15 protein-coding genes and 2 pseudogenes are annotated in these 14,573 nt (G+C 36.0%); 11 read left to right on the forward strand and 6 right to left on the reverse strand.

Annotated elements, in window-relative coordinates; translation table 11 throughout:
- Window positions 1-20: 20 nt before the first annotated feature.
- Complete coding sequence (locus H7992_RS05235; RefSeq protein WP_187046860.1) at window positions 21-1,106, forward strand: GerAB/ArcD/ProY family transporter; 1,086 nt, start codon at window positions 21-23, stop codon at window positions 1,104-1,106.
- A 125-nt stretch (window positions 1,107-1,231) separates the two neighbouring features.
- On the opposite strand, the gene H7992_RS05240 is transcribed toward H7992_RS05235, so the two are convergent.
- Entirely contained in the window at window positions 1,232-1,954 is a 723-nt protein-coding gene (locus H7992_RS05240) for an SDR family NAD(P)-dependent oxidoreductase (RefSeq protein WP_187046861.1), read from the reverse strand.
- Between the two features lie 355 nt (window positions 1,955-2,309).
- Between H7992_RS05240 and H7992_RS05245 the strand changes: the two genes are divergently transcribed.
- Window positions 2,310-3,095: a PhzF family phenazine biosynthesis protein gene (locus H7992_RS05245; RefSeq protein WP_187046862.1), complete on the forward strand. Its 786-nt coding sequence runs from the start codon at window positions 2,310-2,312 to the stop codon at window positions 3,093-3,095.
- Window positions 3,096-3,420: 325 nt separating this feature from the next.
- On the opposite strand, the pseudogene H7992_RS05250 reads toward H7992_RS05245, so the two are convergent.
- Window positions 3,421-3,951: pseudogene (locus H7992_RS05250) on the reverse strand (transposase); the annotation flags it as partial.
- 146 nt (window positions 3,952-4,097) lie between these two features.
- On the opposite strand from H7992_RS05250, the gene istA reads away from it, so the two are divergent.
- On the forward strand, window positions 4,098-5,552 hold the full coding sequence (istA, locus tag H7992_RS05255) for an IS21 family transposase (protein ID WP_187046863.1): 1,455 nt from the start codon (window positions 4,098-4,100) through the stop codon (window positions 5,550-5,552).
- On the forward strand, window positions 5,549-6,274 hold the full coding sequence (gene istB / locus H7992_RS05260; protein WP_255428599.1) for an IS21-like element helper ATPase IstB: 726 nt from the start codon (window positions 5,549-5,551) through the stop codon (window positions 6,272-6,274). The genes istA and istB overlap by 4 nt, the downstream gene beginning before the upstream one ends.
- Window positions 6,275-6,343: 69 nt before the next feature.
- Here the strand turns inward: istB and H7992_RS05265 are convergent.
- A pseudogene (locus tag H7992_RS05265) lies at window positions 6,344-7,033 on the reverse strand (transposase); the annotation flags it as partial.
- Between the two features lie 522 nt (window positions 7,034-7,555).
- Between H7992_RS05265 and H7992_RS05270 the strand changes: the two are divergent.
- Complete coding sequence (locus H7992_RS05270; protein ID WP_187046864.1) at window positions 7,556-8,602, forward strand: flavin-containing monooxygenase; 1,047 nt, start codon at window positions 7,556-7,558, stop codon at window positions 8,600-8,602.
- 22 nt (window positions 8,603-8,624) lie between these two features.
- On the opposite strand, the gene H7992_RS05275 is transcribed toward H7992_RS05270, so the two are convergent.
- Together H7992_RS05275 and H7992_RS05280 are read right to left on the reverse strand one after the other, a co-directional pair.
- Window positions 8,625-8,879, reverse strand: coding sequence for a DUF2545 family protein (locus H7992_RS05275; protein ID WP_187046865.1), 255 nt, complete (start codon window positions 8,877-8,879; stop codon window positions 8,625-8,627).
- A gap of 668 nt (window positions 8,880-9,547) precedes the next feature.
- Window positions 9,548-10,153, reverse strand: coding sequence for a hypothetical protein (locus H7992_RS05280; protein WP_187046866.1), 606 nt, complete (start codon window positions 10,151-10,153; stop codon window positions 9,548-9,550).
- A gap of 100 nt (window positions 10,154-10,253) precedes the next feature.
- Here H7992_RS05280 and H7992_RS05285 point away from each other — a divergent pair, with 100 nt between their 5' ends.
- Complete coding sequence (locus H7992_RS05285; protein WP_187046867.1) at window positions 10,254-10,640, forward strand: hypothetical protein; 387 nt, start codon at window positions 10,254-10,256, stop codon at window positions 10,638-10,640.
- A gap of 68 nt (window positions 10,641-10,708) precedes the next feature.
- Here H7992_RS05285 and H7992_RS24490 read toward each other — a convergent pair whose 3' ends face one another.
- Entirely contained in the window at window positions 10,709-10,966 is a 258-nt protein-coding gene (locus H7992_RS24490; protein WP_222618004.1) for a hypothetical protein, read from the reverse strand.
- Between the two features lie 877 nt (window positions 10,967-11,843).
- On the opposite strand from H7992_RS24490, the gene H7992_RS25020 reads away from it, so the two are divergent.
- From H7992_RS25020 to H7992_RS05315, 5 genes are all read left to right on the forward strand, one after another.
- Window positions 11,844-11,945 (forward strand): DUF3885 domain-containing protein, encoded by a 102-nt coding sequence (locus tag H7992_RS25020; protein WP_187046868.1) that lies wholly within the window; start codon window positions 11,844-11,846, stop codon window positions 11,943-11,945.
- A 215-nt stretch (window positions 11,946-12,160) separates the two neighbouring features.
- Window positions 12,161-12,484 carry a PadR family transcriptional regulator gene (locus H7992_RS05300; protein ID WP_187046869.1) on the forward strand — a complete coding sequence of 108 codons (324 nt, stop codon included), beginning with the start codon at window positions 12,161-12,163 and terminating at the stop codon, window positions 12,482-12,484.
- Window positions 12,477-13,037, forward strand: coding sequence for a DUF1700 domain-containing protein (locus tag H7992_RS05305; protein WP_187046870.1), 561 nt, complete (start codon window positions 12,477-12,479; stop codon window positions 13,035-13,037). Before H7992_RS05300 ends, H7992_RS05305 begins: the two co-directional genes overlap by 8 nt.
- A complete protein-coding gene (locus tag H7992_RS05310; protein WP_187046871.1) occupies window positions 13,030-13,893 on the forward strand; it encodes a DUF4097 family beta strand repeat-containing protein in 864 nt (287 codons plus the stop codon). The genes H7992_RS05305 and H7992_RS05310 overlap by 8 nt, the downstream gene beginning before the upstream one ends.
- A gap of 62 nt (window positions 13,894-13,955) precedes the next feature.
- Window positions 13,956-14,570 (forward strand): DedA family protein, encoded by a 615-nt coding sequence (locus H7992_RS05315; protein ID WP_187046872.1) that lies wholly within the window; start codon window positions 13,956-13,958, stop codon window positions 14,568-14,570.
- Window positions 14,571-14,573: the final 3 nt, after the last annotated feature.

Genomic DNA, 14,573 nt, shown 5'->3' on the forward strand with positions numbered 1-14,573 from the left:
CTAAAAGAGGTAGGTAAACAATGGAAACCATAAAAATAAGTGTTCGTCAATTCACAATCTTAATCATTTTATTCTTAACAGGCTCTTCTATTTTACTTATACCAGGAATTTTAGCCCAAGTAACAAAACAAGATGCATGGATTACCGCTATTCTTGGTGTAGGTATCAGCCTATTGTTAGTATTATTATACAATGCAGTGGGAAGTATTGAACCGTCAATGACTCTTGTCGGGATGAATGAGAAAGTATTTGGCAAATGGGTTGGAAAAATTGTTACGACTGTTTTTCTATTCTTTACATTAGTCGTCTCCTCAGAATTGCTCTATTTTATGGGTTCTTTCATGAAAATACAAATCATGCCAGAGACACCCCTGATAGCTTTCCATCTGCTATTTTTCAGCGTTGTCATTATTGGTGTGCGTTACGGGTTGGAAACCATTGCTCGTTTTGCGGAAATCATTTTCCCTTTTTTTATTTTACTATTCATTTTAACTGTCCTCCTCCTTTCTCCGAATATCGAGATTCAAAATGTTCAGCCCATTTTAGAAACAAAGCCGAAACCGATGATATACAGTATCCTCCTGTTTGTAAGTTTTTTTTCATTTTCTCCAATTGTACTATTAATGATTTTCCCCAATACTGTGAATAACCTACTACTTGCAAAGAAAGCTTTTTTTAAAGGAACATTGATAGCTGGAATCATTATAATTATCTTTACTTTACTTACTATCTTGGTTTTAGGTGAGAAGGACACTTCTCAATTAATGCATCCTACCTTTACTTTAGCAAAAAGAATCGAAATCGGAAATTTTATACAAAGACTAGAAATGATTGTGGCATTCATATGGATCGTCACACTTTTCTTCAAGCTAATTCTCTATTTCTATGCAACTGTAGTAGGATTTGCCCAACTAGTAAGCATAAAAGATTATCGACCGCTTACGCTACCTTTGGGACTGATTGTCGTTGCACTATCTGTCATTGTACATCCTAACATTGTTCACTCAATGGAATATAATAAAGGCGCTTGGCTCCCTTTTGGTGCTACCTTTGGTGTTTTACTTCCCTTGTTGCTGTTGGTAGTAGCAAAATTCAAAAAGAATTAATAATAATTTGGGTGCCCACTAGCGTTAACGCAACGGTGTCCATGATTGATCAAAATGGGAGCTGTATGTAGTACCGAATGATTAATTAATAATATATGGAAAGACTCTACTCATATGCTATACAATCATGCATTTAAGTCTGTTATGGCAGGAATATTTATTTCCTTTACACATGAAACAGGCGATAAATTAATAACGCAATGGACAATAGCTACAATGTCTTGTACAGGAATACGTGTACCTTGATACATCATAATTGCCTTTTCTACACCTTCTTCATAAGGTATTTCAGCAGCAAGCTCTCCTGGATTAATACACGTTACAGAGATCCTATCTTTTCTCGTATGCTCGCGTAAAGCATTTGTAATACCACGTAAGCCAAATTTAGATGTGACAAATGAAACTTGTGCATTATTCGTATTATCTAAACCTGCTGTTGAACCCATTAATATAATTTTTCCGTTTTTCGCTTGTCTTAAATTAGGTAAAAGCGCCTGAATATAAGTGATAGTCGAAGTTAAATTAATATTAATTATGTTCGAAATTTCCCCAACTTCATCCTTATCAAACGTATAGTCATCTTCAAAACCACGCTTTTCCCATACTCCGACATTATAAATTAATACATCAATAGGAATGTCGTTTAATGTTTCTTTTAAAGAAGGAATTTGTTGTTGACTAGATAAATCAATTGTAAGCCATTTACGATTTACGCCATCATTTATATCTAAACTACTTGGTCGTGTGCGTGACACCACCCATACTGTATCTCCCTTAGTGGGTAAGCCTTTTACAAATGCATCGCCTAGCCCATGGCTTGCTCCAAATATAATAAAGTTCTTGCTCATCCTATCACCCCTTCTAAATAACTATTCTTATTAAGAATAATTATTATAAAAATAAGTAACAACTAAAGTGCTTTATTGAAATGTTGGTTTTGAAAAATATAGATTAAGAATAATTCATCATTTTTTTCCATAGTAGGATTAATCTCTCTATGGTGGCTTTTTTTGCTGCATGGATGGCTAACGGGGGCTTTATTGTAACAACGGAAAATCGTCTATCGACGGTCTTTTTTATTTGTCGAATTAAAGAGGTATTGGTATGAATAATGACGAAAAAAGATATAGAGCATTGTTCTTATTCAACTAACGGGGTAAGAATTATTAGGAAGAAAAGGTTAAACCAAACGGAGGAGTCAAAATGAAATTATCTAGCTTTAATACGTTTACAGAAAAAGCTTTTAAAGGAAATCCTGCCGCTGTGTGTTTGTTAAGTGAGGAAAAAGCTAGAAATTGGATGCAGAATGTTGCAAAAGAAATTAATTTACCGGTTACTGCTTTTATTAATCGCAATAATAATGAATACCATTTACGCTGGTTCACTCCTTCTACAGAAATACCTATTTGTGGACACGGAACACTAGCAAGTTCCTTCTTTTTATGGAAAAACGGGTACGTGGAAAAAGAAAAAACCATTAATTTTTATACAAAAAATGGTATTCTCAAATCACGATTTGTAGATGAATGGGTTCAATTAGAGTTTCCTTCGATTCTTGAAGAGAAGTCGATTGCTCCTGATTTATTGATTGAGGCTTTAGGTGTTGAACCTACATATGTTGGAAAAAACCAATTAGATTATTTAGTGGAAGTAAAATCAGAAGCTATTATAAGGGATTTAAAACCAAGGATAGACCTGATTGCCCAATTACCAGCCCGTGGAGTTATTGTTACAAGTCATTCAAGTTCAAATGAATATGACTTTGTTTCACGTTTCTTTTCCCCAGCTCAAGGTCTTAATGAGGATTATGTGACTGGTTCAGCACATTGTTGTTTAGGTCCATATTGGAAGGGGAAATTACAAAAAAGTGAGTTTACTGCTTACCAAGCTTCCGATAGAGGGGGCATTTTAAAAGTTAAAGTTATAGATGATAAAGTTTTACTATCAGGAAAAGTAGTGACAGTATTTGAAGGTGATTTGACTATTTAATATTAATAATCCCTTATTCAACTAACGGTTGCTTTAGTTGAACAACTGGAGATCGTCTATAGATGTTCTTTGTATTTGTAGTTGTTTGCAGAATGGTTAAGTAAGTACAGAGTAAAAAGCGGTCCTCACAGATTATTGTGGAAGGGCCGCTTTTCTTACGATTAGTCAAGTATCTTAGATAACTTTTCTCATTTCCTCTGAAGAAATTTTTTCATGAACATTCATGCATTATGAGGATTTTGATTGTTGATCCACACCAAATAAGCCTAATGACTTTTCGTTTTTTCACAAGGCTTGAATATGTTAAAATGATGCTACGGCTATACTAGGGGGCTAACCTGTAGTCGTAGTTTTGATTATGTGTTACAAGAAAGAAAATCGTCTTTAACAACTTGTTCACGCATGCGATGGAGGCAACCTTATGACATTTATTGTAGGGTTGCGCTTTTAATTTATCGTAATACTCCACGATATGATTTCCACCGAATCGTCGCTGTTTAATCATGTTCTGAACGTTTAGATACATGATTTTACGCAAGTGCTTATTCCCACGTTTATTGATTTTATCTCTCGCTAAAAATTTCCCTGATTGGTATCGTCTAATATCGATACCTGCATATGCATTTAGCTGTCTGTTGTTGTCAAACCTACGAATGTCGCCAATTTCCGCTATGATTCGGACGGCCGTGTTCGCTCCAATAGCAGGGAGACTACGTAAAATTTCATATTCTTTAAGTGCCTCGGCAAGGGACTCCATTTTGTCGATGCATTGATTCTTCTGAAGAAGGAGCTCTTGATATCGTTTTGCATATACACGTACTTGATCACACAGTACATCAGTTGAAGAGGCGGCTGGTGTGTAGTGCAAAATAGAAGTACATAGAATTGCAAAGGAAAAGTACATAACGTTGCAACACAAGTTTCAACAAAAAAAGGCTTGCCAGCCTTCCAAAATTTCTCTACTGTATTGGTGTCGAATCAAATCAGTGGAGGTTGAAAGGAATGCTGGCAATGCCTGAAATTAATTGTATCAAATTAATGAGGAATCAGAAATCATTATCTATTAATCACATATCAAAAACTCTTGGAATCAATTGGAGAACTGCTAAAAAGTATGCAGATGAAGATGATTTGCCTGTAGAAATAGAAAGAAAAAAGTCAGGAATGATGTATGAACAAAAATGGGGAGAAATTGTTGGAGATTGGCTTTGGGAAGATCAAAAGCTCAAAAGAAAAGAAAGAAGGAATAACAAAGGAATCTTTTCTGCCTTACAAGAAATGGGGTTTAGGGGGTCCTACCGGACTGTCTCATATTTTATTAAAGAATGGCGCGAAGGAAGAGAAGATGTTGAAGATGAGACTAAAGATAAAAACTACGAGCGCTTAATCCACCCTCCCGCTGAGGCACAATTAGATTTTGGATTGATGCAAGCTGTTCAAGATGGAAAATATAAAGACATCCATTGCCTAGTCATGTCACTTCCCTTTAGCAACGCTGCTTATGTAATTCCATTACCGGCGGAAAATCAAGAGTGTCTTTTACATGGCATGAAAATGATATTCAAACAACTAGCAGGGATTCCTAAGAAAATCCGTATTGATAACATGAAAACAGCCGTCATTAAACCAAGGAACAGAAATGAGGAGGCTGTATTCACAGATGAATTTCTTCACTTTTCGAATCATTATGGATTTGAACCCCAAGCCTGTAATCCTTATTCCGGCAACGAAAAAGGAAGTGTAGAAAATAAAGTCGGCTACGTTCGATATAATTTCATAACTCCAGCACCCGTCATAGAGGATTTGGAATATCTAACCCGGCTACTTGAACAACAGCTTACAACGGATCGTCAACGCATACACTATAAAAAACAAGTACCGTTACAAGAGCTATTGGAGGAAGAGCATCAATATCTTTTGGAGTTACCTGAAGAAGAGTATCCTGTTTTCAAAGAAGAAAAAGTGAAAGCAAATAAATATGGAGAAATCACTTTAGACAAAGTAAAAGTCTATGTTCCGAAAGCTTACAATTATACAGGTTTATCTGTCGTAAAATATTGGAATCGATTCAAGGTACTATCTCCCCATGGAGAAGTCTTGTATGAAGATAATCGTCCGTATATGCACAAGAATCGTGAGATTCCGTGGAAATCCATCTTAAAAGCGTGGTTAAGTAAGCCGCGTTCAGTACCCTATTCTCGTTTTTCAACTTATCTTCCAGGTCGAGTATATGAATACTTTAATATCTCGAATCTTTCGATTCGTAAGGAACGCATAAATTGGGTACTAGCACTACTAGCCACTCATGATATGAATGAAATCAATAATGAGTTTTATGAGCTATTGAATGGACAAACAGACGCTTTAAAAGACCCGGAAGCACACCCTTATGACGTTGATTGGAACAAGTATGATCAGCTTCAGAAAGCACCAGAGATTGAAGGTGAGGTTCGTTGACTACAAATTTAGATACTATGTGTAAAACTTTACGTTTAGCTCATGTCAACGATATTTATTCTGGTATATCATATGAAAATCCAGCTCAATTTCTAGAAGATTTATTTCAAAAAGAGCTTCAGCTGCGAGAAGAAACGAAAGTCGAACGATTAATAAAGCAGGCGAAATTTCATCAAAAGAAGTCACTTTCATCATTTCAATGGAAAGAACAGATTCATTTCCCCGCTCACATTGACTCGCATGAGCTATGTACACTAAATTTTATAGGCCGTAATGAAAATTTAATTTTAACCGGTGCTCCTGGAACTGGAAAGTCTCATTTAGCGACCGGTATTGGATATGAGGCCTGTAAGCAAGGTTTAGAGGTTCGCTTTTATAGAGTTTCGGACTTGGGAGAAGCGCTCGAAAGAGCATGGCGAGATGGCAAGCTATCTCAGTTTAGATGCCGCTTTAAAAATGTGGATTTAATTATATTGGATGAAATGGGTTACGTTCCATTCAATAAAGAGGGAGCAGAGCTCCTCTTTCAGCTCATCTCGGATTGGTACGAACAGAAAAGTTTAATTATCACTTCAAATTTAGAATTTAGCCAATGGAATCGTGTTTTTAGCGATTCTAGATTGACTGCTGCATTGGTAGATCGAGTGATACATCATGCTCATATTTTGAATTTTACAGGAGATAGTTTTAGAGTAACAAACGCTTTATCACGTCAGAAATAAATACTGATTTGAAGGCTGGCAGGCTTGTGTATTTTCCTTTGCAATCTTCTGCACTTTTATCTTGCAAAACACAGCTGGGTAAGATTGTTTTGCTGCCTCGAGTAGTTCAACTGCCTTTTCCTCCGCTTTTTTAACGGACAATCGTTTATTTGTATTGGCAAGTATCCGATTTTTAATGACCGTCTTTGATTGATTTATGACAAGATCTGGATGCGGATATAATTGTACTACGTTCAGGAATAGCTCGGATTTGGTTGTGAATATCTTCTCGAGCTCAGGAAAGGTTTCCTGAATGACCTTATGCATTCGGCTCCGGGCGACGCTCAATTCATCGTCCAATTCACTGTAATGCCTAGACATTCGTTTCAGTTGTCTGTAAACATCATCCGACACTGTTTCAATCCGTCTTTCGGTCGTAAAGTGTGTGAGTGCCAATTGATGTGCATCACTTCGATCCGTTTTGTGCATACGCAAAGAATCGCATTGGAGTTTTGCTTCCAAGGGATTTAAAAGACAATACCTGTATTTGTTCTCTATCATAAAACGTTCCAGAGGCCTTGAGTAGACACCTGACGCTTCAAATACGATGTGAGGATGCTCTCCATATCCGTCAATTAAGTCATCGATCAAAACTTTGAGTTCGATGAACTCGGGACGATTGTGCTCGATTTCTTTCTCCAACTCACACTTCTTCAGCGCGTTATAAACGACCATATAGCTCTTTCCCATACTGACATCAAATGCGATGACGTGTTTCATATTCACCCTCCTTGTGTGTTTTAAAGACCTCACCTTCACCTTATCGATTCCCATTTCTTATACACGATCTCGATGGATCCAACATACTTAAACCTGATTCAAATAAGGGGAGTGAAGTAGGTCGGTTTTTTATACGGATTCAAGACCCCAAAGCTGCCACGACCTATTCTTCACCTCTACTATATAAAAAAATAGTAGTGCTAACCAATGCCTTGGTCTGCACTACTGATCTTAGTATGTTTCTTATTGAGTAATGGAGTTAACTACTTCCGTGAACAAGCGTTATGTTAACCCGATATGCATGCAGCATACATTCACGTTCAACATTAAATGTGTTGCGGATCTCGTTTTGCTAAATCGATTTTCTTCTTCAACTAACCCGCAGGTTAGTAAAATAAAGATATAGATAGAAAAAAGCTGTTCATCCAAACTTATTGATTGTTTGAATGAACTTTTATATACTAACATACAAATGACTGTTTGAATGAAGAGTTTAGAGACTAAATCGAGGAGGGTAAATAAATGGACTATTATGATGTAGTTATAGTTGGAGCAGGGCAAGCAGGGATTGCTATGGGGTCCTATTTAAAGCAAGAAGGGCTTTCATTTATTCTATTAGACTCTAACGTAAGAATTGGAGATTCATGGAGACAACGATACGATTCATTAGAATTATTTACCTCTAGAAAGTACAGTTCTCTACCAAAGTTACAAATGAATGGTTCATCAAATGGATTTCCTACAAAAGATGAAATGGCCGATTATTTAGAGCACTACGCCACTCATTTTGGTTTACCTGTGAAACTCAATACCAGCGTAATTAATATGAAAAAGAACCGTGAAACGTTCAAGGTAGAAACAAATCAAGGAATCATTGAAGCAAATCAAGTTGTGATTGCATCAGGTGCGTTTCAAAAACCTTTTGTTCCACCAGTTATACTAGATAAAAGGGAAAAGCCATTTCAAATTCATTCTTCCTCGTATTTTTCCCCTAAGCAAATTCTAAAAGGTTCGGTATTAGTGGTGGGGGGGGGGAATTCAGGGGCACAAATTGCAGTTGAATTAGCACAAGAGAGAAATGTAACCTTAGCTGTAAGTCATCCATTTAAGTTTTTGCCACTTCGTTTTTTAGGAAAAAGCATATTTTACTGGTTAGAACTTTTTGGACTATTGTATGCTGGAGTCAATACAAAAAAAGGAAGTTGGTTTAGGAAACAAAGTGATCCTATCTTTGGATACAAATTAAAAACATTAATAACTGAACGTAAAGTTAATGTAAAGCCAAAGGTAGTAAGGGTCGAGGGAAATGAAGTTCTGTTTGAAGATAATAGCGTACATTCATTCGAAAATATTGTATGGTCAACCGGTTTTATTCCTTCCTATGATTGGATTCGTATAGATGGTGTTACTTCATCAAATGGAAAACCTGTTCAGGAAAGAGGTATAAGTCCGATTAAAGGTCTTTATTTTATAGGTTTACCTTGGCAGTATCAACGTGGGTCAGCCTTGATATGTGGTGTTGACCGTGATGCAAAACATCTAATTCCCTATATTATTGAAGCAAATTAATTCTCATCTTGAATACAACAGCTTATGATTTGGTTTGTTTCTTCTTGGAAATCACTACATCAATCACGATACCAATAATTGTTATTTTCCCGAGGATTACAATTATATACTTTAAAAGCTTTGACCCATTATGTGTCATAAGGGCGTTTATTATTATCGCAGCCACCAATATAGCCATTCCTAGTTGTGCCACGAATCCATTATTTGGGCGCTTCTTCTTAAAAATCTTAATAGATAAAAACAGAATTATAATCACCAGTAAAAATAGATTACTCATTTTCTGCCACCTCATTAATTTACAGATGTTATTCCACAAAAACGACCGATTTTCGAATTATCAAAATCCAACTTATCTACGTAATTGTATCAAACTTTTTGATACGTTTTCGAGATTGGCATCAATTCACCCTATCGCATTTCTGATTTAATTAGGGTGCAATTTAAACATGTACTGGATCCTATAAACAACGTGCGTGCGCACTTGATTGAACAAAAAACCGGGAAGGAAATTAAGGTCGCCCTTTCTAAAGGGGTCAAAAAAGCGATCGAGGCGTATGCTGATCAGCATTACGAGGGGGATCCGGAAGCCTGTTTATTCAGGAGCCGTAAAGGTACGAATCAAGCGATTAGCTGGGTCCAAACCTAGACAATTATAAGTGATGCAGCGAAAGAGTTAGGTCTTGAAAACATCGGGACGCATTCCCTAAAAACGTTCGGCTACCATCAGATAAAGAGAGGAACCAATATTACGCTCTTGATGAAGATATTTAACCATAGTTCCGAGGGTGTTACGTTACGGTATATAGGCATCACACAGGACGATATGGATGTAGCTGTTCAAGCCCTGGATCTTTAAGGGCATCCATCCGAATGATTCTTAACGTGTGAACTGTATAGGATAAAAAAATGCCTTAAGGGAACCTTAAGGCATTCACTAATAACTACTTACGGGATGTTTACAGTAAAAGAAAGACTTGCAAAGGGGATATTCACTCCTACATTAACTTGTCTTAGGCCCTGATTGACTGCCCATCCAACTACACCAGCCGTTGAGGCAGTGATAGCAGCAGCTGCGCCCATACCCCAGGGGCCCGCAGCGGCAATCTGTTTCACGTGCCAACCAACGTACCCTCCTGCAAATGGACCCGCTACTACAGCATTCATTGCTCTAACTTTTGGACCTAATTTGAGGTGTAAACCTACAAAACCTTGAAGTTGTTGTTCTCCTTCGTTTTCGTTAAAAGTTAAATCACTTGAACTAATTGAAGTTATTAGTTCAGCATCACTTTCTGAAATTCCCATTTCCATAAGAGTTTCTTTATCGGCAGTAAAAATAACATTTCCGTTTACGTCTTTTTCAAAGTAGTCGGATAGTTTTTCTGCCATCTGAATTTGGTTTTTATCTACATTAATATCATCCGTGGCAAATTTCCAATCAATGGAGTTTTTACTTTCACCATAACTAACTCCACTAGCATGACTGTTCATTGGAAAAGAAAAACTAAAGGCAATGGCAACAATGCTTAATACAGTGAAAAATCTTTTAAACATACGAACCCTCCTAGTTATTTTTTTAACAATGGAAGCACATACATCATGATGTAAATTTATGGTACACTTGTAAAAATTAAATAGCAAGGAGAATGGTAAAGTGTATTTACTTTTATTCACCATAATTTATTGCGTAATAACGCAGGTTTTGGATATATCTTATGAACTTGCTATGGGAGTTTTTATAATAGGTTTAGGTCTTGTAAAAGGATTTTTAAGCGAAGAAAAACAAGATATCTTTAATTTAAAAAAGGCTAAGTACTTGTACGAAAAAATCGGATTTAAAGACTCTGTAATAGAGCTATTGTCTTTAATATTAATTTTTATTAATTCATATTTAATCGAATATGAACACTTCTCCATTTTTGAATTTGTTTATATGTTTTTTCTTATTGCACTTGTATACCGTTTTCTATTTTGGGGCATAACACGAAAAATAAGAAAAAGAGTCCAACTTTATGTTGTAAAATCCAATGGTAAACTGTGATTTTAGCATAAGTATTAACTTATGCAGCCTTAAAATAACTTCAAGTAAATACAAAATAACCTTAATAATTAATCTCTCGTTGAACGACTGATTGCTTTTGAAGCAGTAAAGAAAAGTAAGCCGCTTAGAGCATAAACCCACCATTCCAAGCTGATGTCAGAGCCAAAGTCAGGTACCAGCCAGATTGTTGAAAAAATAACACCGAATGTAACAACTCCGAAAACCCCACCTTGCCAATATGCATTACGCTTCTTTTTCTTCGGCTTAAATAACGTTGCTCGGATCATTTTAAAGATGATTATAATACCGAAAAAAGTTAAACCCATTGTTACAACTAGCAGAGTTAACAAATTTCCAAGAGAAACGGTAGAATCTACCTCTGTAAAAAGTGATAGAAGTCCAAAGATAATTCCATAGGTTATACTGAACCAGCCGGCCAAACCCAATATCTGAGACAGAACAAATAGTGCAACACTACGTTTTTTCTCCTGCGGTAAATTTTCAATCAGCTCATCAGCATAGTCTATCGGACGATTACCAAATACTTGCGCAGTACGAGGCTTGTCGATAGTTTAGTAGCTCAAGAAATACAACTTATACCTTTTGTCGGAGGAGCTCAAGCGCTTGGAGAACTAACAAAGGCTATTGGAAATGGTAATGTGACATTAGCTACTTTAAAGTCAGTTCTCAAGAAACTTGGTAAATCTATACCTGCAGTTGGAACACTTGTGTCAATGGTTACATATTTTAATACGAATCATAAAGCCAATGTTTCTAGGGATGGTCTCAATGGAAATTCAGTTCGTAGAGGATTTGTTTGTTGATGTTAGAGATGAGTAAAAAAAAGAAGATTTTTTATTTTGTATATTGTACTGTTTTGTTAATCTCGAGTATTGGATTTATCATCTTTAACTATACTAACGGGTATCCTATTGGAGGAATGGTGTTTCTTTTAATAGGTATGTTGATTGCGATAACGTTGCTTATTATCAAGTAGGCGAGATTAGTAATATATATTTTAATAAAATATATATAACGTTTAGTATGTAAAAAACAGGGACCTTTGTGAAAAAGCGCAAAGGTCCCTGTTTTTTTATTATGGCTTGGCAGTGGATATAGGGAAAGTGTCAACGGTAAATGTCTGACTGAAGCAAAGCGGAAGGAATTTAAGGAGTTGATACGAGAGATTGTTTTCACACTCCTTTGTTCTTCCAACCCCCGTACCGTGGATGTGAGGTAATCGCACGGACAGTTGAAAAATTACGTCCACTTTATGAAAAACACTATGACTGGGTAGATTTATAATCTTCAACAAACGGGCCAAATTCGCGGGATCACCTTAGGAAGAATTCGGGCATTTATCGACAAAATTACGATCAGGTTAACTAGTGGTTAGTTAACTCGCTGAGAGTTATTTTAGTACCTTGCATTGGTTAATACTATGTGATATTATTAATTACATAAAGGTACTGGATAATGTGCAGTAGTGAATAATGTGGTGGAGGAGGTAGGAATAAATAATGAACGTACAGTTTAAAAAGGGTGTTTTAGAACTTTGTGTACTGGTTTTATTAGATAAGCAAGATAGTTACGGATATGAACTCGTTCAAAAAGTCTCGGAGCAAATTGACATCTCTGAAGGCTCTGTATATCCCCTATTAAGGCGGTTAACAAAAGAAGGCTACTTTACTACGTATTTAAAGGAATCATCAGAAGGACCGCCCCGTAAATACTACAAGCTAACGGATAATGGAAGATTATTTCTCCACAAACTGCTCCAAGAATGGAAGGAATTCTCCAATGGAGTAAATCAAATAATAAAAGAAGGTGTTAATTTTGAATAAAAGACAATTTTTATCCAGTTTAGATTCTTCGTTAAAAAAACTCCCTTCAAACGAACGTCAAGATATTCTACAAGATTTTGAGGAGCATTTTACCATTGGTTTACACGAAGGGAAAACAGAAGAACAAATCTCAGATTTACTTGGTTCCCCACATCAGATAGCAAAAGAAATGGCTGCATCGTATCATCTTGAAAGAGTGGAAGGAACAGCAACGATGGGAAATATTATGCGAGCAGTATGGGCCACTATTGGATTAGGATTTTTTAACCTAGTAATAGTGCTTGGGCCATTTATTGCGCTAACCGCTGTAATTATCGCAGGTTGGATTTCGGGAATTGCATTTATTGCTTCTCCTTTAATGATCTTGGTTAATTTCGTTATATCTCCAGAAACATTTGAGCTTTTTAACCTATTCATTTCAATGGTAACCTGTGGAATTGGGTTTTTTATCGCAATCGGGATGTACTTCGCAACCCGTACATTAACGCAAGGTTTTGTTCGATATTTAAGATTCAATGTAAAACTTGTTAAAGGAGGATTAAATCATGAGTAAGATAAAAAAAGCCTCAATCGTTGCTTTAATGCTACTTATAATTGGTATTATCGGAAGTGTCCTAACAATTAAGCCCATGATCCAATCAAAATCAATATCATCTGAACGGGTTATTAGTGAACAGTTCAGCCATATCGATATTAAAACGGATAATGCTGGGGTTGAAATTTTACCAACCACTGATGCAATTGCTAAAATAGATGTAACGGGTAAAGTTGGAGATGCCTCGAATTATCACTTATCCATTGATGTTGAGGGCTCTATACTTTCTATCGGTGTAAAACATGAACAACGAAGTTTGATTAATTTCTTTCCATCATCATTATCGTTAAAAGTATATGTGCCAGAAAACATATATGAATCCTTACAGATAAAAAGTGACAACGGACAAATTATAGCAGGTGATATCCAGGCAAAGGAAATACATGTAGAAACAGATAACGGAAAAATTAAAATGAGGAATGTTGAAGGCGATACGATCATAGCAAAAACGGACAATGGGTCAAGTTATCTTGAAAATGTCAAGGCTTCTATTGCCACAATAAAGTCTGATAATGGGGAAATTGTTTTAAAGGATATTGATGCTCATATTATTGCTAAGGTGAACAATGGAAGAATCTCACTTGTGACAAATCACTTAGATAATCCCATAGAATTTGAAACAAGTAATGGACGTATCAATATTCAAACGAGGGAAAAACCAAAGAATGCTACAATTGATGCAGATGTTAAAAATGGCAGTGTTAAAATTTTCGATAGCTCAAGTAGATATGCTGTTTCTGGAAACGGGGAAAACCAAATAAAGTTGATTTCTACTAATGGAAGTATAATTGTGGAGGAAAAGCAAATCGACTAATAGGGTTTGGTTTTTATCTGCACCTTCAATTTTTTATTCCGCAATCGGGTGCATTCCTGCACTTGGAATGGATTAATGAATTATTTCAACAGTATGGATACTATGTTGTATTAATTGGATTGATGTTAGAATACATAACTCTTCCATTTCCAGGGGAGCCAACATTAATTTATGCAGGATATTTAGTACATACGGGAGACTTAAACTTACTGGTATTAATTTTGTTGGCGTTTATTGGAACAAGTGTAGGGATAACGATTCAGTGCTTTTTAGGTAATAAACTTGGCATGCCCTTTATACAAAAGTATGGAAAATATGTGTTTTTGACACAAAAAAAGATTGATTTAACAAAAAAATGGTTTGAAAAATATGGATACTTCCTGCTTTTCATTGGACTCTTCATTCCAGGTGTACGTCATTTTACTGGATACTTTGCAGGAATAATCAACTTATCATTTCGCCGTTTTGCAATAATCATTTATTCAGGTGCTTTGTTTTGGGTATCTTTCTTCTTAATAGGTGGTTACTTGTTAGGTGAAAAGTTGCATCATATCATTAATATGATGGGACAACACATTGGGAAGATTATTATTGGCGTTATTGTAATTGCAGCTATTATGTTAGGCATTCGTTTCCTTGAAAAATTGAAACGTTTATTTATACAAAACACAAATTAAATT

Source organism: Sporosarcina sp. resist (assembly GCF_014302295.1).
Lineage (GTDB): Bacteria > Bacillota > Bacilli > Bacillales_A > Planococcaceae > Sporosarcina > Sporosarcina psychrophila.

What these genes read in the sequence shown, in the direction of transcription:
- H7992_RS05235 (WP_187046860.1), top strand. Translation starts at nt 21, where the DNA reads ATGGAAACCATAAAAATAAGTGTTCGTCAATTCACAATCTTAATCATT.
- H7992_RS05240 (WP_187046861.1), bottom strand. Translation starts at nt 1,954, where the DNA reads ATGAGCAAGAACTTTATTATATTTGGAGCAAGCCATGGGCTAGGCGAT.
- H7992_RS05245 (WP_187046862.1), top strand. Translation starts at nt 2,310, where the DNA reads ATGAAATTATCTAGCTTTAATACGTTTACAGAAAAAGCTTTTAAAGGA.
- istA (WP_187046863.1), top strand. Translation starts at nt 4,098, where the DNA reads ATGCTGGCAATGCCTGAAATTAATTGTATCAAATTAATGAGGAATCAG.
- H7992_RS05270 (WP_187046864.1), top strand. Translation starts at nt 7,556, where the DNA reads ATGGACTATTATGATGTAGTTATAGTTGGAGCAGGGCAAGCAGGGATT.
- H7992_RS05275 (WP_187046865.1), bottom strand. Translation starts at nt 8,879, where the DNA reads ATGAGTAATCTATTTTTACTGGTGATTATAATTCTGTTTTTATCTATT.
- H7992_RS05280 (WP_187046866.1), bottom strand. Translation starts at nt 10,153, where the DNA reads ATGTTTAAAAGATTTTTCACTGTATTAAGCATTGTTGCCATTGCCTTT.
- H7992_RS24490 (WP_222618004.1), bottom strand. Translation starts at nt 10,966, where the DNA reads ATGGGTTTAACTTTTTTCGGTATTATAATCATCTTTAAAATGATCCGA.
- H7992_RS05300 (WP_187046869.1), top strand. Translation starts at nt 12,161, where the DNA reads ATGAACGTACAGTTTAAAAAGGGTGTTTTAGAACTTTGTGTACTGGTT.
- H7992_RS05310 (WP_187046871.1), top strand. Translation starts at nt 13,030, where the DNA reads ATGAGTAAGATAAAAAAAGCCTCAATCGTTGCTTTAATGCTACTTATA.